16 protein-coding genes are annotated in these 19,672 nt (G+C 52.4%); 7 read left to right on the top strand and 9 right to left on the bottom strand.

All coding sequences use genetic code 11. The features are described from left to right. Positions 1-15 precede the first annotated feature (15 nt). The gene (locus tag BN3910_RS04910) at positions 16-969 is read left to right on the top strand and encodes an L-threonine 3-dehydrogenase (RefSeq protein WP_066924917.1); all 954 of its coding nucleotides are present in this window, start codon (positions 16-18) and stop codon (positions 967-969) included. 92 nt (positions 970-1,061) lie between these two features. Continuing rightward, a complete protein-coding gene (locus tag BN3910_RS04905; RefSeq protein WP_222859629.1) occupies positions 1,062-2,246 on the top strand; it encodes a glycine C-acetyltransferase in 1,185 nt (394 codons plus the stop codon). Positions 2,247-2,336: 90 nt separating this feature from the next. Here BN3910_RS04905 and gltS read toward each other — a convergent pair whose 3' ends face one another. From gltS to BN3910_RS04890, 3 genes are all read right to left on the bottom strand, one after another. Further along, on the bottom strand, positions 2,337-3,575 hold the full coding sequence (gene gltS, locus BN3910_RS04900) for a sodium/glutamate symporter (protein WP_066924915.1): 1,239 nt from the start codon (positions 3,573-3,575) through the stop codon (positions 2,337-2,339). Between the two features lie 68 nt (positions 3,576-3,643). After that, a complete protein-coding gene (locus BN3910_RS04895) occupies positions 3,644-4,684 on the bottom strand; it encodes a Maf family protein (protein ID WP_066924913.1) in 1,041 nt (346 codons plus the stop codon). 320 nt (positions 4,685-5,004) lie between these two features. Then, positions 5,005-6,246 carry an aminopeptidase gene (locus tag BN3910_RS04890; RefSeq protein ID WP_066924911.1) on the bottom strand — a complete coding sequence of 414 codons (1,242 nt, stop codon included), beginning with the start codon at positions 6,244-6,246 and terminating at the stop codon, positions 5,005-5,007. Between the two features lie 204 nt (positions 6,247-6,450). On the opposite strand from BN3910_RS04890, the gene pepF reads away from it, so the two are divergent. Beyond that, on the top strand, positions 6,451-8,439 hold the full coding sequence (gene pepF / locus BN3910_RS04885) for an oligoendopeptidase F (RefSeq protein WP_066924909.1): 1,989 nt from the start codon (positions 6,451-6,453) through the stop codon (positions 8,437-8,439). A 1,042-nt stretch (positions 8,440-9,481) separates the two neighbouring features. Then, a complete protein-coding gene (locus BN3910_RS07765) occupies positions 9,482-9,652 on the top strand; it encodes a hypothetical protein (RefSeq protein ID WP_156469876.1) in 171 nt (56 codons plus the stop codon). Between the two features lie 156 nt (positions 9,653-9,808). Here the strand turns inward: BN3910_RS07765 and BN3910_RS04880 are convergent, their stop codons facing one another. The 6 genes from BN3910_RS04880 to BN3910_RS04855 all read right to left on the bottom strand — a co-directional run bounded on the left by BN3910_RS04880 (position 9,809) and on the right by BN3910_RS04855 (position 15,662). Next, positions 9,809-10,513, bottom strand: a complete 705-nt coding sequence (locus tag BN3910_RS04880; protein WP_066926216.1) for an ABC transporter ATP-binding protein — start codon at positions 10,511-10,513, stop codon at positions 9,809-9,811. Between the two features lie 91 nt (positions 10,514-10,604). After that, positions 10,605-11,489: an ABC transporter ATP-binding protein gene (locus BN3910_RS04875; RefSeq protein ID WP_082790314.1), complete on the bottom strand. Its 885-nt coding sequence runs from the start codon at positions 11,487-11,489 to the stop codon at positions 10,605-10,607. Beyond that, entirely contained in the window at positions 11,482-12,522 is a 1,041-nt protein-coding gene (locus BN3910_RS04870) for a branched-chain amino acid ABC transporter permease (RefSeq protein ID WP_066924907.1), read from the bottom strand. Before BN3910_RS04870 ends, BN3910_RS04875 begins: the two co-directional genes overlap by 8 nt. Before the next feature lie 6 nt (positions 12,523-12,528). After that, the gene (locus BN3910_RS04865) at positions 12,529-13,410 is read right to left on the bottom strand and encodes a branched-chain amino acid ABC transporter permease (RefSeq protein ID WP_066926210.1); all 882 of its coding nucleotides are present in this window, start codon (positions 13,408-13,410) and stop codon (positions 12,529-12,531) included. An 80-nt stretch (positions 13,411-13,490) separates the two neighbouring features. Continuing rightward, entirely contained in the window at positions 13,491-14,696 is a 1,206-nt protein-coding gene (locus tag BN3910_RS04860) for an ABC transporter substrate-binding protein (RefSeq protein ID WP_066924905.1), read from the bottom strand. Between the two features lie 432 nt (positions 14,697-15,128). Further along, a complete protein-coding gene (locus BN3910_RS04855) occupies positions 15,129-15,662 on the bottom strand; it encodes a biotin transporter BioY (protein WP_066924903.1) in 534 nt (177 codons plus the stop codon). A 302-nt stretch (positions 15,663-15,964) separates the two neighbouring features. On the opposite strand from BN3910_RS04855, the gene BN3910_RS04850 reads away from it, so the two are divergent. Genes BN3910_RS04850 through BN3910_RS04840 form a run of 3 tightly spaced genes read left to right on the top strand, consistent with a single transcriptional unit; the run spans position 15,965 to position 19,611 of the window. Next, complete coding sequence (locus BN3910_RS04850; RefSeq protein WP_066924901.1) at positions 15,965-16,984, top strand: CoA transferase subunit A; 1,020 nt, start codon at positions 15,965-15,967, stop codon at positions 16,982-16,984. Positions 16,985-17,000: 16 nt separating this feature from the next. Continuing rightward, positions 17,001-17,801, top strand: coding sequence for a glutaconate CoA-transferase subunit B (gene gctB / locus BN3910_RS04845; protein ID WP_066924899.1), 801 nt, complete (start codon positions 17,001-17,003; stop codon positions 17,799-17,801). A 49-nt stretch (positions 17,802-17,850) separates the two neighbouring features. Further along, a complete protein-coding gene (locus BN3910_RS04840) occupies positions 17,851-19,611 on the top strand; it encodes an acyl-CoA carboxylase subunit beta (RefSeq protein ID WP_066924897.1) in 1,761 nt (586 codons plus the stop codon). Positions 19,612-19,672 lie beyond the last annotated feature (61 nt).

The raw sequence follows: 19,672 nt of genomic DNA, 5'->3' as shown, positions 1-19,672 counted from the left end.
TACCAAGGAGAGGGAATGAAAACGATTCTGATCACAGGCGGTCTGGGGCAGATCGGCACGGAACTGTCGACCTATCTGCGCCGGGCGTATGGAACGAACAACGTCATTGTCACGGATGTCGTGAAGAAGGAATCCCCCGTTGTGGAGGAGGGACCTTTTGAACAACTGGACGTGACCGACGGCAAGCGGCTGGCGGAATTGGTGGATCGCTATCATGTGGATACGGTAATGCATCTGGCGGCGTTGTTGTCGGCCGTGGCAGAGGCACATCCGCAAGCGGCGTATCGCATCAATCTCGACGGCCTTTTTCAGGTGTTGGAAGTGGCACGCGAAAAGCGATTGGCGGTCTTTACACCGAGTTCCATCGGTGCCTTCGGTGCGTCCACGCCGAAAGTGACGCCGCAGGATACCATCCAACGTCCGAGCACGATGTATGGCGTGACGAAAGTCGCAGGCGAACTCCTTTGTGATTACTATTTTCACCGCTTCGGTGTGGATACGCGCGGCGTGCGTTTTCCGGGCCTGATTTCGTATGCGGCGCTTCCGGGCGGAGGGACGACGGATTACGCAGTGGACATTTACTATGCGGCGTTGAAAGCGGGACATTATGATTGTCCCATCGCCGAAGGAACGTTGATGGATATGATGTATATTCCCGATGCGCTGCGCGCCGTGCATGAGCTGATGGAGGCGGATCCGACGAAGTTAACGCATAGAAATGCATTCAATATTGCGGCGATGAGTTTTGCGCCGGAAGACATCGCATCGGCTATTCAACAGGAGCTGCCCGCTTTTACCATGACGTATCAGGTTAATCCCACTTTACAGGCCATTGCTGATTCCTGGCCGGATAAGCTGGATGATACGGCGGCTCGTGAGGAATGGGGATGGAAGGCGCAATACGACCTGAAAACGATGACGAAAGATATGCTGAAGAATTTGCGGCCGCGTTTGGCCGAGGGAAAATAAGGACGTTTCCCGTTTGCGAAAGGAGAAGGCCTCCCGGCTTTCTGCACCTGCCGATGCGGCGTAACGTTTCTCGTGCTTGAAAGGAGCTGACCGTGAGTGTTCATGACATGGCGTATTTGCAACAAAAAATTGATGGATTAAAGGCTGATGGTCTGTATAAATCGTTCAAAGTGGTGGAAGGTCCAAATGAAGCGGAGTGCGTGATCGACGGAAAAAAGGTGATCAACCTTTCGTCCAACAATTATTTGGGGTTTGCCAATCATCCGCGTTTGAAAGAGGCGGCGATCAAAGCGATTCGCGAATACGGTGTCGGCGCCGGTGCAGTTCGCCCCATCAACGGCAACCTGCTTCTGCATGAAGAATTGGAAAAATTGCTTGCCGAGTTCAAGGAGGAGGAAGCTGTTGTCGTTTATCAATCCGGATTCAACTGCAATGCCGGAACGATCCAGGCGGCAGTAGATGAAGGCGATCTCATTATTTCGGATGAACTCAACCATGCCTCGATTATTGACGGCTGCCGTTTATCCAAGGCCAAGAAAACCGTGTTCCGTCACAGTGATATGGCGGATCTTGAGCGCGTGTTAAAAGAGCGCCGTGCGGACTACGATAAGGTGCTCATCATTACGGACGGTGTCTTTTCTATGGACGGGGACATCGCTAACTTGCCGGGCATCGTTGCTCTGGCAGAAAAGTATGATTGCATGACCTATGTCGATGATGCCCATGCCTCCGGCGTTCTGGGACGCAGCGGACGCGGCACGGTGGATCACTTCCATCTGCACGGTAAGGTGGATTTCATCATCGGTACGCTGTCCAAAGCCATCGGTGTGATCGGCGGCTACGTGGCGGGAAAGAAAGCCACGATTGAATGGCTGAAGAACCGCAGTCGTCCGTTGCTCTTTTCCACCGGCAATACACCGGCGGATACGGCAGCGATCATCGAAGCCATCAAAATGCTGATGGAAAGCGACGAATACACCGAAAAACTTTGGGCGAACGCGCGCCTGTTCAAAGAAAAACTCAATACCTTAGGTTTTGATACGGGACACAGCGAAACGCCCATCACCCCGATTATTATCGGCGACGAAGCCAAGACAGGTGAATTTTCTGCGAAACTCTTCGATGCGGGCGTATTCACCAGCCCCATCGTTTTTCCGACCGTTCCCAAGGGAACGGGCCGCGTGCGTTGCATGATTACGGCGGCGCATACGCCGGAGCAGATTACACGTGCGGTGGAGATTATCGGTCGCGTGGGCAAGGAAATGGGCATTATTTAAGCCGTCGCGTGCAAAAGTTGCGAACAAAGAAAAGGCTGTACGTCGGAAAAACCGACGTACAGCCTTTTTGCATCTGCCTTGCAGGGGAACTTATTTCAGGTTTTTGACGAACATACTGATAAAGGTTATCGTCTGCGGTTGGTAGATAATATCGACCAAGAACGCGCCGACAATCGGCACGATCATCATAGCTTTACGGGAATACCCATAGCGGTCGTTGACCGCGGTCATGTTGACGATTGCCGAAGGCGTTGCACCCAAACCGTGTCCGCAAAGACCGGCGCACATAACCGCCGCATCGTAGTCCGACCCGAGGAGACGGAAGACGATGAAGTAGGATACCAAACCAAGGAAAAGCACCTGGCAAAGTACGACGAGCAATACGCCACCGACCAGATCCGCAATTTCCCAAAGTTTCAGCGTCATTAGCGCCAAAGACAAGAACAGGTTCAACATCACCGTACCGATACCGTCCGTAAGGGCAAAATCGAAATGATAGAAGTGAAATTTCTCATTCAGGTTGCGGACGATGACGGCGACGAACATGGCACCGACGTAGGTCGGGAACGATAGATTGATCAGGCTCTTGATCCAGCCGGAAATGAGCGTACCGGCTGCCATACAGAGGATAATGACCACCACGTTTTGAATGAGCTCAAAGCTCGTGAGCTTCTCGTTACCTTCGGTGGTATTGACATTTGCGGCATCGGTCACAAAGTCTTCATTGGTCGGCTTCAGGTGATGGCGTTCAATGAGCAGACGACCGAGCGGTCCGCCCAACAGAACAGCGGAGATCAAACCGAATGTCGCTGCTGCGGCACCAACCGTTTTGGCGAGCGGGTAGCCCATTTCCACAAAATCGTTGCCATAGGACAGGGCAGCGCCGTGTCCGCCAATCATGGAGATAGCGCTTGCCAACAGAGCATACGGTGGTTCCAAGCCGGTGGCTTTGGCAATGCCGATGCCGATGCTGTTCTGGATGATGGAAATAACGCCGCAGATCAACCAGTAGATCAGCAGCAGTTTTCCGCCGCTCTTGAGCAGCTTAAAGCTCGCGCCCAGACCGACGGTCGTAAAGAATGCCAGCATAAACACGCTTTGGAACGGGTCATCGAATACAAAGGAAAAGCTTCCGGTAGTATGCCCAATCCAGGTGATGAGCATAAACAGAAAGCCGCCAACGACCGGTGCGGGAATGCAGAATTTCGCGAGGAAATGTACTTTGCGCACCAGAACGTATCCGATGAGAAGAAGGATGGCGGCTAACGCAAGGGTAAGCACGCTGTTGAGATTAATCGTAAATAAATTATCGACAACTTCGAATGTCATAATGCCTCCTTTTCTCGTTTCTATTTTGTTTCGCTTCTACAGATGCGATTTCATTGTATCATGGATTCCTATTTTCGGTGTAGGTAATCGTGTAAAAAACGAGCATCTTCCAGCGCCAAATCCGCATTGCCTGCCATTTCTTCCACATGGTGTTCAAATTCATGACGAAGCGTCTCGCGCACATGCGCTTTGAGTTCTTCGCGCCCACAGGAAGGAAATTGTTGCCGGAAGGAGCCATAGTAGAGTTCAATATGTCTTCCGAGGTTGTCACGGATATAGCGCCCCAGAACCAGTAAATCACCATGCTTAGCTTGCGGATGGATTTCTTTTTGCGGTTGAATTTGAATCTGTCCGTTTAAGTCGCGAAAGAGGAAATCCGGCAGTTCGTCGGCTAATTCGCGGACAATTTGCTCAAAATCGGCAATGGATGGAAAAGCTGATGGCGAGGGGGCGCTTCCGTCGGCAACGTAATAGGGCGCAATGGCGCGCCAGAGGGCAGAAACCGAAAAGCCGATCACCGTATAGGGGTCTCCCTCTACGCCGGATAGAAAGCCGGGCGGCATATCCTGCAGACCATAGGCTCCGGCACGATCCAGAAGCTGTGGGGTGAGGTAGGCTTGAAGCTGCGCTTCCATCTGTGGCGCATAGGGGGAAAAAGTAACATCCGCAAAAGTTTCATAGTGCAGCGAACCTTGTAGTGTCCGCAGACAGACTGCCGTAACGACAGTATGGGTCTTCCCAAAGTAGGAGCGCATCATTTGTTCCGCTTCCGCCATATTTCGTGGTTTGTTGTAGATTTCCTCATTGTGGACGACGATGGTATCGGCAGCGATATAGAGGGTATTCGCCAAAAGGGAAAATTCCTCGTCGTTTCCGCCGGCTTTTGCTTCGGCGAGCGCCCGGGCGGCGATGGCTGCGCGTTCCACCATCGGCTTTCCGACCGTCTTCGCCAACGACGTCTGCCGTATAGCCTCTTCATCGCAAGGAACGTGTTCCCGTCTCGGATGCAGAAACGCCAACAAGGCGCGCCTTCTCGGAGAGCCGCTCATCAGCACGACGTGCTCAAAAAAGCCGAGTATTCCGTTTTCCTTCGGTACGGTCGAAAACATCCTTTCCTCCTTTTTTGATCGTGATGATTTTGCCCGGATAGATTTTTCTGCTTGAAAATCCGCTCGGATGAACCTCCGGTAGGGTGGATTACTGACCGGCGGGATTTTCGGTCGGGTAGATTTCCGCTCGGAAGGAGAAATCATCACAAAGAAATCAAAATTCCGATCGTCGCGCATGCTACACTGGTAATGGATAAGTTATCTCTATGCATGACACATCAGCTGGCGGTTGGCGTTTCGTACTCGCCTGTCCTGCTTTCAGGCGACTAACGAAAGCAAAATCATCCGATGCCCTCGAGGGCATCGGATTTTTGTTTGTATTATTCGAGAACAAAGTTGCCGTGTGCAAAAACGGTCTTTTCCTCGCCATCTGCCGTAATGCCGACAATGGACAAGTCTCTTGTGCCAACCATGAAATCTTCATGGATTTGCGAGACATTGGCACCGTGCGCTTTTAATTCATCGTCGCTCATGTTCTCTCCGCCTTGGATGGTTGTCGGGTAGCTTGCCCCGAAAGCGAAATGGCAAGATGCATTTTCATCGAAGAGCGTTTCATAAAACAGCGTTTTTGAAAGGGAGATAGGGGAGTCATAGGGAACCAGTGCAATCTCGCCAAGACGCACAGCGTTTTCATCTTCCGCAAGGAGCGCCTTCAGCTTTTCCTCTCCTTTTTTGGCGGAATAGGATGTCACGGCACCGTCCTTAAAGTGCAAGGTGAAGTCTTCAATCAGGCTGCCGTTATAGGACAGCGGTCGAGTGGCCACGAGTGTTCCATCTACCCCTTCGCGATGCGGCATCGTGAACACTTCCTCGGTGGGCATATTGGGAACAAACGCTGTTCCGCGGTTATCCTTGGACGTCGCGGCGCACCAGATGTGTCCTTCCGGAAGACGAACAACAAGGTCGGTTCCGTTTTCCGCTCGATAGTGCAGCCGTTCAAAACGATAGTGATTTAAACGATCTGCGCGCTCTTGCAGACGCTTGAGATGCGCCTGCCAAGCGGCCACAGGATCTTCCTCGTTAAGGCGCATGACGGAAAAAATCTGTTCCCAGAGGCGATGGATCGCCTCTTTGGCCTCCGTTGCATCGGGATAGACTTTTTTCGCCCACGCTGCACTGGGAACGGCAACGATGCACCATGAGACCTCATCGTTCATGGTGTAATGCCGCAAAGGTTTAAATTTCTTATTTACCGCCGTCGAAGCACGCTGTACACGGTCATGATCCACGCCGGCAAGCGCTTCCGGATCAGAGGAAATCAAATGGATCATGTGCACCCCTTTTTGACAATAGTATTCACGTTTGTCGTACAGAAAATCGGGCACGTTGTCCAACACATCGAGAGAAGCATTTTCCAAGCGCAGTCGGCTAAGCGCATCATCCTGCCAATCCACGACAACTTCGCTTGCCCCCGCTTCGTAGGCATACCTCACAACGAGACGCACAAAATCTGCCACTTCGATGGCACCCGTGATCAATACAGGCACACCCGGCTGGACATTGGATCCGACTTCCACAATAAGACGCGCATAGGCATCGAGACGTTGATCGTTGACGTTCATGATTCCTCCTTGTGATGTTTGATGAGTGATGTTTGGTGATTTTTTGTTAAAACGAAAGTGTTTTCTCCCTGAGGGCTTGCTTTATCCTTTTCCGGCGCGCATCCTTTTCCAATGCGTGGAAAAAGAAAATAGGGTAGCATAATAACGAATATCGTTGATATCGCTATCGTTATTATAACGGAATCCCGTTGGAAAGGAGAAACGATGGAAAAGAGTGTATCTCGCGCGGAGGTGCCGGTCGAAGAGACTTGGGATCTTCGTCCGATTTTTGAAACCGAAGAAGCCTTTGAAGCGGCATTTACAAAAGCAGAGCAAGAGGCTGATGCGTTTGTGGCGCGTTATGATGGCAAATGGACGTCGGCAAAGCAGGTGAATGAAGCGTTGACGGCGTATGCGAACCTGTTTGCACAAGTGGAACGTGTAGAGGCCTATGCCTCCCTGCAAGTGGAGGAGGATACCTCCAATAAGACCAATGCGCAACGGGAGGCACACACTGCGTCGCGTCTCGCCATCCTCGGCAAGAAGCTGGCGTTTGTTCCGATCACGCTTGCCCATATGGAAGAAGGCATACGGGAAGAAGCGGCTCGTCTCATGCCCGAGCATGCGCGCTATCTTGCGCGCCTCGCAAAAGACAAGGCACATTTTCTCTCGCCGGAAACCGAAGCAGCCTTGGCGGCTATGGCACCGACTCTTGCGGCGCCGGAACAGATTTATGCGGACAGTAAATTCGGCGACACCGTTTTTCCGCCATTTACTGTGAATGGCAAAACCGTCCAGATGACCTACAATACCTTTGAAAATCGCTATGAAACGGAGACGGATCATGCCCTGCGCCATCGGGCGGCGGAAGTCTTTTACGGGGAACTTTCCCGTCATCGTCATGTCACGGCCTCGGCGTATAACGCCCGTGTTCAGCAGGAGAAAATCGAAGCGGATCTGCGCGGTTACGATTCCGTATTTTCCTTCCTTCTCGCCGATCAGGAGGTGCCGCGTGAGCTATACGACCGTCAGATCGACATCATCATGCAGGATCTTGCGCCCATTATGCAGAAGTATGCGCGTCTGTTACAGAGCGTTTATAACTTGCCTTCCATGACGAGCTACGATCTCAAGTTGGAGCTGGACCCTACATTTGTTTCTCACGTCTCGTATGAGGAAGCGGCGACGTACATTAAAGATGGCCTTTCCATTTTGGGCGAAGACTATGTGAAGATGCTTTCGCAGGCCTTCAACGAGCGGTGGATTGATTATGCCGAAAATCAGGGCAAGTGTACCGGTGCCTTCTGTGCCGATGTTTACGGCGTCCATCCCTATATTCTTACCAGTTTCAATTACCGCATGGATGAAGTGGCGACGCTTGCCCACGAACTGGGCCATGCCGGCCAAAGCGTGCTCACCTGTGCGGCGCAGCCCTATCTGAATAAGGAAATGTCGCTTTACATGGTGGAGTCGCCATCGACCACCAATGAGCTCATCATGGAAAATTATTTGCTCCAAAAAGCCGGCAACAATAAGCGTGAACGTCGATGGGTGCTCTCACAAATGCTTTCCAAGACCTATTATCACAACTTTGTGACGCATCTTTTGGAGGCAACCTACCAGCGTGAAGTCTATCGTATCGTGGATCGGGGTGGTTCCGTCGATGCAGACGATCTTTCCGGCATCTATCGCGACGTCTTGACACGCTTCTGGGGGGATGCGGTGGAAATCAAAGACGGCTCTACGCTCACCTGGATGCGCCAACCGCACTACTACAACGGCCTTTATTCCTATACCTATTCCGCCGGCCTTACCGTCGGCACCCAGATGGCGCTTCGGCTGATGGCGTCCTCGGGAGCGAATGGAAAAGGCGATGCCGCGTCCGGAAAGGCCGGCAGCTCGGATCGAAATAAGGTTGGACGGAACGACCGTGCAACGGGTGAGGAGCATGTCGGTGGCTCGGATCGTCAAGCGGTCATCGCGGATAGCAATGCTGCCGGACTGCATGACCATGGGGTTGACCAGAATTCTGCCGGTAGCGCGGAGAGCCAGGCGGTCGTCAATGCTTGGCGTTCCTTCCTCGCCGCCGGCGGATCGTTAGATCCCATTGCCCAAGCCGCGCTCGTCGGCGTGGACATCACCACCGATAAGCCGCTGAAAGACACAATTGCGTATATCGGCTCCATCGTGGATGAATTGGTGGAATTAAGCTGAGAAGGTCAAGCCTTTTATGTCCAAGTCCGTTCGCTGAGCAAAGCGGCCTTGTGAGTTGACCGCTCGCTTCTCATGTTCGGGAAGGCCGCCTCGTCCAGGCAAAGCCGTCCCGTCCGCTCGTCGCTCGCTTCTCCTCGTCCAGGCAAAGCCACCTCGTCCGCTTGTCGCTCGCTTCTCCTCGTCGCCTCGCTGTATCGCCTATTGCAACTGTCGCGACTCGTCGAAGAGGCGACTCGCGGACGAGGTGGCTTTTGAGGATGTGGTGGGACAGAGTTTTTTTTTGGAGGCGACATTGCTGAGGAGCTTTTTGTATACGTATGTAGCGATGGTGGTGGTTTGCTGAAATGGGGATTCTACCACCATCGTTTATGATTTTATCGATGGTGGCTGTTTACCAAAACTGCTGCACTACCACCACTTCTTGCGATATTAGCGATTGTGGCGATTTGAGGAAAATGCCATATCACCATCACCATAGAAAGGCGGTGCCGGCCTGCGGCCGGCGATTTGAAAACGCCGCCGAAGGCGGCTCCACTTTAGAAATTGCGCCGCCAGTAGCAGTTTCGGCGGCACTTGGATGACCCTGGCTGGAGACATTTTTGGCCATTTGCCAGGGTTAAATCGGCATGCCAGCCCCTGGCTCATGCACGATATTATCCGCAGCCAGGGTTCGAAAATGAAAAGAAACCCTGGCTATAACACTTAGCTTTGCCCAGCCAGGGCCTGGAGGCGGTGAATCGCCCCTGGCTTGCGCACGATATTTTCCGCAGCCAGGGTTCAAAAATGAAAAGAAACCCTGGCTATGACACTTTGCTTCGCTCAGCCAGGGTCGGAAAAGAAAAAACAACCCTGGCTGACGTACACTCTTATTTGCAGCCAGGGACGTGTATATTTCGTGTGCAAAACTGCTCCGCCAATGATGACACCAGCGGCGCTCTACACGAAGCCGTCCCGCCAACATGGTTTCTAACGGCGCACATCTCCTAATCAAAAAGGAAGCGATGAATCCGTCGCTTCCTTAATCTGTATAAGGAGCCGGCCTATGGTCGGCGATTTGAAAACGCTGCCGAAGGCAGCGATCTGTAATTCATGTTCAAAGCCGCTCCCCAAAAAGCTTTGCCCCCGCAATTTCCTCGCCCGCACCATCCACCACCCCGGCGACCTTCCGCGCGCCGCATCTTCGACGAACCGGAAGTTCGTCATCCTCAAGTAAATCGCCGAGGAGAAGCCGGCGGCGCAAGGGAGAGTGCCGGGGCGGACATGCCGGTGGAGCAAGGAAGGGTGCCAGGGCGGACATGCCGGCGGCGCAAGGAAGGCTGCCGGGGCAGACATGCCGACGACACGCGAATGGTCTCTGGCAAAGCTTCGTTTATCCGCCCAAATACGCTTTCTTGATTTCCGGCGCATTTAACAATTCCTCGCCGGAGCCTTCCATCACAATGCGACCGGTTTCCATCACGTAACAGCGATCGGCAACGGAAAGGGCAGCCTGGGCATTCTGCTCTACGAGCAGGATGGTGGTACCGGCTTCATGCAAGCGGCGAATGATGGAAAAGATCTGCTCCACGATGAGCGGAGCGAGACCCATAGACGGTTCATCCAGCATGAGCATCTTCGGACGCGACATCAGCGCGCGACCGATGGCAAGCATCTGTTGTTCACCGCCGGAAAGCGTGCCGGCAATCTGTTCACGTCGTTCTTCAAGACGTGGAAAGAGAGCATAGACTCGCTCAAAATCGGCTTTTACGACGGCTTCTTCGGACTGAAGATAGGCACCCATGCGGAGGTTTTCCTCCACCGTCATTTTCGTAAAGATTCGGCGTCCTTCTGGCGACTGGGCAATTCCGCGTCCGACAACCTTATGCGCCGGAACGTGAACCAAATCGCTTCCTTCAAATTGAATTTTGCCGGACTTGATGGGCAGAAGTCCGGAAATGGACTGCAATGTGGTGGTCTTACCGGCACCATTGGCACCGATTAAGGTGACGATTTCGCCTTCATTGACCTGAAACGAGATGTCCTTGATGGCGTGAATAGCGCCATAGAAGACGTTGAGACCCTCCACCTGCAACAACGCGGAAGTCGTTTTTTCGGAAGCGGACTTCGTTTCGCGTAAAGCAGTACCGTGATCGACCGCAACGGAATCGGAGTGCAGCAAGACTTTCTCAGGCATGCGTGGCCTCCTTTCCCAAATAGGCTTCAATCACCGCCGGGTCATTGGATACTTCCGAGGGCGTGCCTTTAGCGATGATGCGACCGAAGTTGAGTACGGCAATACCCTCACAGATGCCCATGACGAGATTCATATCGTGTTCAATGAGGAAGATGGCAATCTGAAACCGGTCACGGATATAGACGATGTTATCCATCAGCTCCGCCGTTTCCGAGGGGTTCATGCCGGCCGCCGGCTCATCCAATAGGAGAATCTTGGGATTGGTGGCCAGTGCGCGCACAATTTCCAGACGTCGCTGGGCACCGTAGGGAAGAGAATCCGCTCGCTGGTTGGCCAAGCCCTGAAGATTGAAGATCGAAAGAAGATCCATGGCTTTTTCACGTGCTTCTTTTTCCTGACGCCAATACTTTGGCAGGCGCAGGAAGGTATCCATCATCGAGTAGGTCGAACGCTGATGCAGGGCAATCAGAATGTTTTCCAGAACGCTCAAATTCTTGAACAGGCGGATATTCTGGAATGTGCGCGCGATGCCCGCCTGATTGAGTTGCGGCGTGTTCATGCGAAGCGCATCGCGTCCGTCCATAAGAATCGTGCCGCGCGTGGGATCATAAACGCGTGTGAGCAGGTTAAAAATCGTGGTCTTTCCTGCACCGTTCGGGCCGATGAGGCCGGCGATTTCGGTGCGCCCGATAGCAATATCAAAATCGCTGACGGCGGTTAGTCCGCCGAAATCAATGCCCAGATTACGGCACTCAAGAATAGGTGCGCTTTGCACATCGCGCTCCGGGATGCGGTTACGGCTTGGCACCGGAACCAGTTTTGTTTCCGGACGATTGCGCCATCCCTGTCCGGCGGTCTCTTGAGGGAGATTACGCATGGTTTTCCTCCTTTCCCGTCTTCTTTCGCCGTGCCAGCAGCTTTTCTATCCACCGGCTCAGGGAAAAGTCATAGTCGCCAAGAAGTCCCTTGGGACGGAAAATCATCATCAGAATGAGCAGTAAAGCAAAGGCGACCATGCGATAGCTTTCAAAGCCGCGAAGAAGCTCCTGCAAGGTTGTATAAAGCGTAGCCGACAGAACAGAGCCCAGCATCGACCCCATACCGCCCAGGACGACGATGACCAACACCTCAATAGATTTCATGAAGGTGAAGCTTGTGGGGTAGAGGGAGCCGAGATAACCGGCATAAAGCGCTCCGGCCAGTCCCGCCAAGGCAGCGGAAAAGGCGAACGCATAGGTTTTGTAATATGTTGTGGGGATGCCCACGCTTTCTGCAGCAATTTCATTTTCCCGAATCGAGAGAATGGCGCGGCCATGACGAGATTTCATTAGCACATGAATCAGGAAAAGACACAGCACGACACAGATATAGATCAGCAGCAGGCTGGTGAATTTCGGCAAACGCTTGAGTCCGGCGGCGCCATACGTGAGCGTAATGCCGAGCGTCTGGTCGATATTGGTCAGCACGACGCGAATAATCTCGCCGAAGCCGAGGGTGATAATAGCCAGATAATCACCACGCAGACGAAGGGCGGGAATACCGATCAGAAAGCCTAAAAATCCGGAAACCAGCATGGCGATGAGCAGCCCCATGACAATATAGAAGACCGCTTCCGGCGTCAGATTACCGCGCACCAGTTTGGCCAGCGGCGTGGTTTTCAGATAGATACCGGAGGCATAGGCGCCGATGGCCATAAAGCCGGCATGCCCCAACGGCAGCTGACCAAGATAGCCTACCGGAATGTTCAATGATGCGGCGAGGATGATGTTGATGCCGACCATGATGAAAATACCGTTCCAATATTCGGTAATGATGCCGGCGGAGCGAAGTGCCATCAGCAGGACGCCGCAGAGCACGACGAGGATCGTATTCACCGCATAACGTGCCGGCATGGGATAAGATCGAACCATAGCAACCTACACTTTCTCACGCCGTGTCACGCCCATGATTCCATCCGGTTTGAAGAGCAAAACCAGAATGAGAATCGCAAAGACGACGGCATCTTTCCAGATCGACAGACCGACAGCCGAAGCCAGCACTTCTAATATCCCGATGAGCAATCCGCCCACCATGGCACCGGGAAGTGAACCGATTCCGCCAAGAACCGCGGCAACAAAGGCTTTCAAGCCGAGCATGGAACCCATGGTAGGGGATACCTGCGGATAGGAACTGACGTAGAGCACCGCACCGATGCCGGCAAGCGCCGATCCGATCAGGAAGGTGAAGGCAATGGTACGATTGACATCAATGCCCATGAGCCGCGCAGCATCCATGTCTTCCGAAACGGCGCGCATCGCTTGTCCGCGCTTGGAGCGCGAAACCAGAAGCGTCAAACCGATCATGCTCAGAACAGAAACGAAGAGGGTAACGATAGCGGCATAACTGATGCTGGTGCTGCCCAATTGTAGTGATCCGGGCACCAGCGGATCCAAGCTTTTCGCGTCCGCGCCGAAGAGAATTTGTGCTCCGTTCTGCAACAGAAAACTCATGGCAATGGCCGTGATTAACAGCGACAGACGTGGCGCATTAAGAAGGGGACGATACGCGATCTGCTGGATGAGAAGTCCGACAATTGTAGAAGCGGCAACGGCAACAATGGCTGCCAGTACAGGATGAAAATGAAATTGTACCAGGGCATAAAACAGACTGTAGGCACCGATCATGATGACGTCGCCGTGCGCAAAGTTGAGCAAAAGAATAATGCCGTAGACCATGGAATAGCCTAAAGCCACCAAGGCATAAATCGAGCCGGTCTGTAAGCCGTTGATGAATTGTGTGAAAAATAGAGATAAGTTCATACGTTCCTCCGAAAAATTCCGAACAGCGTGGATAAAAAAGACGCCGACGATCGTCGGCGTCTTTTCCGGCGAAGCGAAAATCAATACATTTCTTTGAAGACCTCTTGTCCGTTCTTCAATTCGATAATCGCCGCCTCCTTAATTGGATTGTTCTGTTCATCAAAGGAATAGGTTCCGGTAATGCCTTTCAGGTTGGATGCGCCCTTAAGCGCTTCAATTACGGCATCATAGTATTCCGGTGTCTGCGGGGTGAGCCCTTTTTCCTCCGCTGCTTTCAGCCCATAGGTCATCAGCATGGCCGCATCATAGCCGAGCGGGGCAAACATATTCGGCACATCCGAAGAGAATGTACTCTTATATTTCGCTTCAAAGTCCGCCACGCTGTCCGTTCCCGGAGCATAGCCGGAGCAGTATACCAAACCCTCTAGGTGCTCGGGACTGGCATATTCCTTAATAGACCCCATGCCGTCACCACCCATAAATTTACCTTGGAAGCCGGCGTTACGGGCTGCGGTAACGGCAAGACCAGCCTCGCTATAGTAGATCGGAAGCATAATGGCATCCGGTTTGGCCGCACTAAGCTTTGTCATTTGTGCACGGAAATCTTTATCGCCGGTGCCGAAGGCTTCAATGCCTACGACAGTCATACCGAGATCTTCCGCTGTCTTGACAAATGCATCTTTAACACCTTCCGAATAGTCGCTGCCCGTTTCATAGAAGACGGCAACCGATTTTGCTCCTAACTTCTCCTTCGCATACTTCGCCATCTTTTCGCCCTGATACGGATCGGTAAAGCAGGAGCGGAAGACGTTGGTGCGTACTTCCGGCTTATCGGCATCCGGATCGATTACCGTTACGCCTAAAGCCGTTCCGGAGGCGGTGATTTGCGGCACATTATCCTCAAACGTTTCATCCGCCAACTGGATGGTAGGACCGGTCAACACGGAGCCGATAATTGCGGTGGCTCCTTCCTGTTTTGCGAGATGATAGGCGTTGATGGCTTCCACGCCGTCGGCTTTATCATCATAGTCGAGAAGTTCCACTTTCTTTCCATTGATACCGCCACTCTCGTTCAATTGGTCAAACCAGAGCTTCACCGCATTTCGAACAGGAATGCCGTACTGTTGATAATCCCCGGTTGTATTGCCGATAAAAGCGACTTTAATGGCTTTATCGGAACCTTCCCCGTTATCGGCAGGCTTTTTGCTGTCGCTTTCCGTGGCATTGCCGGAACAGGCCGTCACAAAAAACATCAACATCACCATCAAGGCAAAAAATCGCTTCATACGCTGCTCCTTCGGTTCATACGCCTGTTTTTCTTCGGAACATCCGTGCGACTGATAGCATCTTCGTACGATGGCGGCTCTTGTGATGAAAGGCCATCTGCCCGATAACCCGTAAGCACGGTAATCCATAAAGAATAAAGAAGGCGTTGACAATCTTGCTCTTCCTTCGGCAAAGCCATTCGTGAGCAAGACTAAAAACGCATTACTTTGCAAAACCATGAAAAGTAATTTATAAAAATCTAACGCAAATAAGGGAAAATGTCAAAAAAAGTGGTTGAAATTCTGTCGTTTCTAAAGGAAAACGTTACGACGCAAGACAGGGGATAAATTGTGCTAATTATGCAAAGAAAAGGGATATTGTTATTAAAAAACGCCCCGCCATGAGAGTCAATGTACGGGGCGTTTAGTAGGTAGGGGATCGGAGACGTTTGATTAGGCTTGTTTTAACAGCGGTTCAACGTGGGGAAGGGCTACTTTTCCAACCGCAAAGGCAATGCCGGCCTTGATCAGATCGCCGGGGATAAAGGGAATGAGTCCGGCTTCCAAGACGGCCATCAGATTCATGTCCGCGCCTTTAAGGACGTCGAGAACATAGTACATATACGGAAGGCCGATGATATAGCAGCTGGCTGCAGCGACAAGAACGGCAAAGGCCATACCGGCGGTCGTTTTGCCGAATGCGGTGCGATGGGTAATGAGCGAACCCAAAAAAGCGGAAAGGATGAATCCGAACAGAAAGCCGGTTGACGGTGAAACGAAAATCGCCGATCCTTTCAAGAACAGCATGAGCACAAAGTGAACGCCCATGGCAAGCGCCGCATCAGCGGGCTGGAGGAGCAGGGCGGTCAAAATGACAAACACGGTTTGCAGAGTAATGGGAATGGGCCCGATGGGAATGCGAATCAGGGAACCGATAAAGGTGAGGGCAGCCATTACGGCGATGCGGGTAATACGTCTTGCGTTCATTTTTTCTCCTTCTACATTTTCACCGACACGGGTTTCGGCGAGAGGTGGCAACATGCTTCGTGCGGCAAGAATTACCAAACCAATTGACAACCTAAAACAAAATAAGGTTAACACGATGGACGAAGTTTACCACAGAAAAAGTATTTTTTGCAAGCGCCTGCGTATCTATTTGTTATGGCTGTTCGCGAGGAAGAATAACTTGATTTTGGCTTTTCGGTGGACGGAATCCCGAAAGTTCTGTAGAATGGATAGGAAGGCATGCAACAAGGAAAAACCTTTGCAAATGAAAGAGGAGGGGAATCATGTCGGACAAAGTGATGTCCATGAAGGACGCCGTCGCGAAGTATGTCGAAGACGGCGATGTCCTGTGCTTCGGCGGTTTCACCACAAACCGCAAACCGTATGCCGCTGTGTACGAAATTTTGCGTCAGGGGCAGAAAGATCTGGTTGGCTGGTCGAGCCCTGCGGGCGGCGATTGGGATCTTTTAATCGGATCCGGACGTGTCAAGGCGTATATCAATTGCTATACGGCGAATTCGGGTTTCACCAATGTATCCCGTCGTTTCCGTGAAGCAATTGAAAAAGGCGAGCTTCTGTTTGAAGATTACTCACAAGATGTTCTGATGTTGCAGTTGCACGCGGCTGCACTGGGTCTTCCGTTTTTACCGACGCGTTTCATGGCCGCCAGTGGATTGACGAAGTATTGGGGAATGTCCAAAGAGGTACGCAAGAGTCTCGAAAAAGTAGATGATTTAAAGCTCATAGAGATGGATAATCCGTTCCATCCGGGCGAAAAGTGTGTCGCTGTTCCGGTACCGAAGCTGGATACGGCGATTATTCATGTGCAGAAAGCCAGCCCCGACGGCACAGCCATTATTTATGGTGATGAATTCCATGACGTGGACATTGCCATGGCCGCACGCAAAACCATCGTGACGTGCGAAGAGCTGGTCAGCAATGAAGAAATCCGCAAAGACCCCGCGCAACCCAACATCTTCCAAGGCTGTGTAGATGCCGTTGTTCATGCCCTTTACGGCGCATGGCCGGCACAGTGCTACGACTACTATGACGATGATCCGGATGCGCTTCGCGAATACGACCGGGCATCCAAATACATGGATGATGAGGACGCCAAGGCAAAAATGGCGAAGAAAAACATTCCCTATGATCCGGAAAACAAGCCGGAAACCTTCAAGGACTACTGCGAAAAGTGGATCTATAGTGTAGAGAATCACGATCAGCTTTTAGACAAGATCGGTGGAAGCCGTTTAGCCAAGCTGAAAGTTGTGCCGGGTCTCGGTTACTCGACCTACGTGAAATAGCAGGAGGGGAATCGACATGTCAGATTACACAAAATATACCAAACAGGAAATGCAGGCGTATGCCATTGCCAAATCCATCAAACCGGAAATGATCGTCACGATCGGTACGGGACTGCCGCTGATTGGCGGTTCTTTGGCTAAACGTGTGATTCAGCCGAGCTGCCACCTCATCGTCGAGAGCGGCCTTATGGACTGTGCGCCGATTGAGGTGCCCAGAAGCGTCGGCGATTGCCGCTTTATGGCGCATTGCGCCGTACAATGGCCGAACGTTCGCTTTGTCGGCTTTGAGACGAATATGTATCTGCACGGTTTTGACAACAATATCGCCTTTATCGGCGGCGCTGAAATCGATCCGTACGGCAACGTCAACTCGACCTCGATCGGAGACTACAATCATCCGAAGACCCGCTTTACGGGTTCAGGCGGTGCGAACGGTATCGCGACATATCAAAATACGGTACTTATGATGCAGCACCAGAAACGCCGTTTCACAGAACATATCGACTACGTCACCAGCCCGGGATGGGTTACTGGTCCGGGAACGCGCGCCGCTGCCGGGCTTCCGGAAGATCGCGGCCCGCAGATGGTCGTTACCGATTTGGGCATCATGAAATTTGATGAGCAGACGAAGAGAATGTATCTTGCCTATTATTATCCGTACTCGTCGCCGGAAGAGATTCAGGAAAATACCGGCTTTGAGATTGATCTGAGCCGTGCGGAATTGATGGAAGGACCGAGCCCCGAAATCATTCGCATCATCCGTGAAGAAATTGATCCGGGCCAGGTGTTTATCAAGGTCCCGAAAGAAGCGAAGTAATCAACGAATGCCGAACTAACGAAAATCGGTAGTGAAAAATGGAGGAACAATGAGCGATTACATGTATTCCATGCCCGGGTATTTTCAGACGATGCCGACTGTCGGCAGACCGTTGAATCGTCCGAATCCGGAGAATGAAAAAGAACTGAAAGATATTGAGGCGGATATTGCCCGTCGCGTGAAGGAAGCTGCCGATGCCGGAAAACCGGATGAAGGCATTCATAAATCGGGCCAGATGACCGCGTGGGAGCGCATTCTGACCTTGGTGGACGACGGCATGTTCCTGCCGCTGAACTCCCTTTACAATCCCATGAACAACAAAAATGGGTCCACCGGTATTGTCAAGGGACTGGGCAAAATCGCCGGTCGCTGGACGGTGATTGTGGCATCCGACAACAAGAAGTTGGCCGGTGCTTGGGTTCCGGGACAGTCCGAAAACCTCATCCGCGCATCCGATACCGCGAAGATGCTGCATATTCCGCTGGTCTATGTTCTCAACTGCTCCGGCGTCAAGCTGGATGAGCAGGAATTGGTGTATGCCAACCGTCGCGGCGGCGGCGCGCCGTTCTACCGCAATTCGGAACTGAACCAGTTGGGCGTTCCCGTCATCGTCGGTATCTTCGGCACCAACCCGGCCGGTGGTGGCTATCACTCCATCAGCCCGACGATTCTAATTGCCCATCAGGATGCCAACATGGCTGTCGGTGGCGCCGGTATCTTGGGCGGCATGAACCCGAAGGGCTACATGGATCAGGAAAGCGCCGAGCAGCTGATTGAAGCGACTAAGCGCGATACCTCGACACCGCCGGGACGTGTGGCGGTTCATTACAACGAAACGGGATTCTTCCGCGAAGTCTATGCCGATGAACAGGGCGTTTTAGCGGGCATCCGCAAGTATGTGGGCTTCCTGCCTTGCTATGATCCCCAGTTCTTCCGCGTGGACGACCCGAAGGAACCGCTTTACTCCTCGGAAGATCTCTATTCCATCGTTCCGCTGAATAAGAAGAAACAATATAAGCCGGATGACGTGCTCGGTCGTCTCTTCGATGGTTCGGAATTCATGGAGTTTAAGAAAGGCTATGGCCCCGAAATCATCTGCGGCCTTGCCAAAGTCAACGGCTTGCTCGTCGGTGTTGTGACCAATAACCAGGGCTTGCTGATGAACTATCCCGAGTATAAGGAAGGCTCCGTTGGTATCGGTGGGAAACTGTATCGTCAGGGCCTGATCAAGATGAACGAATTTGTAACGCTGTGTGCGCGTGATCGTGTACCGCTGGTTTGGATTCAGGATACGACCGGTATTGATGTCGGCGATCCGGCGGAGCGCGCAGAGCTTTTGGGCTTAGGCCAGTCGCTCATCTATTCCATTCAGGATACGCATATGGCATCGCTCGAAATCACCTTGCGCAAGGGTACCGCTGCGGCGCACTACGTCATGGGCGGTCCGCAGGGACATACGTCGAACGTCTTCTCCCTGGGAACAGCTGCGACCGAGATGAACGTTATGACCGGTGAAACTGCTGCTGCAGCGATGTACAGCCGTCGCCTGGTTAAAGAGCAGAAAGCAGGCAACCCGCTTGATCCGACGATTGAGAAGATGAATGAGCTAATCAATGATTACACGGAGAAATCGACGCCGCAGTATTGCGCGAAGTTGGGACTTGTCGATGAAGTGGTCAACATGGTTCACCTCCGTTCGTACATTCAGGCATTTACCGAGAGCTATTATCAGAATCCGCTGTCGATCGCCCCGATGCATCAGATGATGACTCCGCGCATCATTCGCGATTTTGATATGCTGCAGAAATAAATAAAGGAAGTTCGTGCCGCGCCGGATTCGATTCGGTGCGGCGCGATCTCCCGATGGAGGA

Origin of the sequence: Murdochiella massiliensis (assembly GCF_900059565.1) — a bacterium.
In the GTDB taxonomy this organism is placed as follows: Bacteria; Bacillota; Clostridia; order Tissierellales; family Peptoniphilaceae; genus Murdochiella; species Murdochiella massiliensis.
Note: the sequence above shows the minus strand (reverse complement) of the source record. Positions and strands in the feature narration are given on the sequence as shown.

Bases quoted from the DNA above. Each gene is read 5' to 3' on its own strand.
- gctB (WP_066924899.1), top strand. From the start codon at position 17,001: ATGTCAGATTACACAAAATATACCAAACAGGAAATGCAGGCGTATGCC.
- BN3910_RS04840 (WP_066924897.1), top strand. From the start codon at position 17,851: ATGAGCGATTACATGTATTCCATGCCCGGGTATTTTCAGACGATGCCG.
- BN3910_RS04895 (WP_066924913.1), bottom strand. From the start codon at position 4,684: ATGTTTTCGACCGTACCGAAGGAAAACGGAATACTCGGCTTTTTTGAG.
- BN3910_RS04865 (WP_066926210.1), bottom strand. From the start codon at position 13,410: ATGAACTTATCTCTATTTTTCACACAATTCATCAACGGCTTACAGACC.
- BN3910_RS04875 (WP_082790314.1), bottom strand. From the start codon at position 11,489: ATGCGTAATCTCCCTCAAGAGACCGCCGGACAGGGATGGCGCAATCGT.
- BN3910_RS04860 (WP_066924905.1), bottom strand. From the start codon at position 14,696: ATGAAGCGATTTTTTGCCTTGATGGTGATGTTGATGTTTTTTGTGACG.
- BN3910_RS04870 (WP_066924907.1), bottom strand. From the start codon at position 12,522: ATGGTTCGATCTTATCCCATGCCGGCACGTTATGCGGTGAATACGATC.
- gltS (WP_066924915.1), bottom strand. From the start codon at position 3,575: ATGACATTCGAAGTTGTCGATAATTTATTTACGATTAATCTCAACAGC.
- pepF (WP_066924909.1), top strand. From the start codon at position 6,451: ATGGAAAAGAGTGTATCTCGCGCGGAGGTGCCGGTCGAAGAGACTTGG.
- BN3910_RS07765 (WP_156469876.1), top strand. From the start codon at position 9,482: ATGGTCGGCGATTTGAAAACGCTGCCGAAGGCAGCGATCTGTAATTCA.
- BN3910_RS04850 (WP_066924901.1), top strand. From the start codon at position 15,965: ATGTCGGACAAAGTGATGTCCATGAAGGACGCCGTCGCGAAGTATGTC.
- BN3910_RS04855 (WP_066924903.1), bottom strand. From the start codon at position 15,662: ATGAACGCAAGACGTATTACCCGCATCGCCGTAATGGCTGCCCTCACC.
- BN3910_RS04890 (WP_066924911.1), bottom strand. From the start codon at position 6,246: ATGAACGTCAACGATCAACGTCTCGATGCCTATGCGCGTCTTATTGTG.
- BN3910_RS04910 (WP_066924917.1), top strand. From the start codon at position 16: ATGAAAACGATTCTGATCACAGGCGGTCTGGGGCAGATCGGCACGGAA.